1 pseudogene is annotated in these 414 nt (G+C 66.9%); it reads left to right on the top strand.

Annotated features, from left to right (window positions below):
* Positions 1–414 (top strand): annotated as a pseudogene (locus ITJ43_RS14965) (DDE-type integrase/transposase/recombinase); the annotation flags it as partial.

Below are 414 nucleotides of genomic sequence, written 5' to 3'. Positions count from 1 at the left end.
ACGCCGCCGCGGGAAGGGTCGACGCCCTGGCCCGCCGGTCCACGACGATCTCGTGCGCCGGGAGTTCACCGCCGATGCCCCACCGGCTCTGGCTCAGCGACATCACGGAGCACAAGACTGCGGAGGGCACGCTCTACCTCTGCGCGATCAAGGACGTGTTCAGTAACCGGATCGTGGGGTACTCGATCAGCAACCGGATGAAGGCTCGTCTGGCCGTCGACGCCGTGAACGGCGCCGCCGCACGGCGCGGGAATGTTGTCGGCTGCGTGGTTCTCACCGACAGAGGATCCCAGTTTCGCGCAAGGAAGATGGTCCGCGCCCTCCACCACCACGGGATGGTCGGATCGATGGGCCGAGTCGGCGCGGCCGGCCATAACGCGGCGATGGAATCGTTCTTCAGCCTGCTGCCGAAGA

It is taken from the genome of Microbacterium sp. VKM Ac-2870, assembly GCF_015350795.1.
Taxonomy (GTDB): domain Bacteria; phylum Actinomycetota; class Actinomycetes; order Actinomycetales; family Microbacteriaceae; genus Microbacterium.
This window is presented reverse-complemented; position numbering and strand designations above follow the sequence as displayed.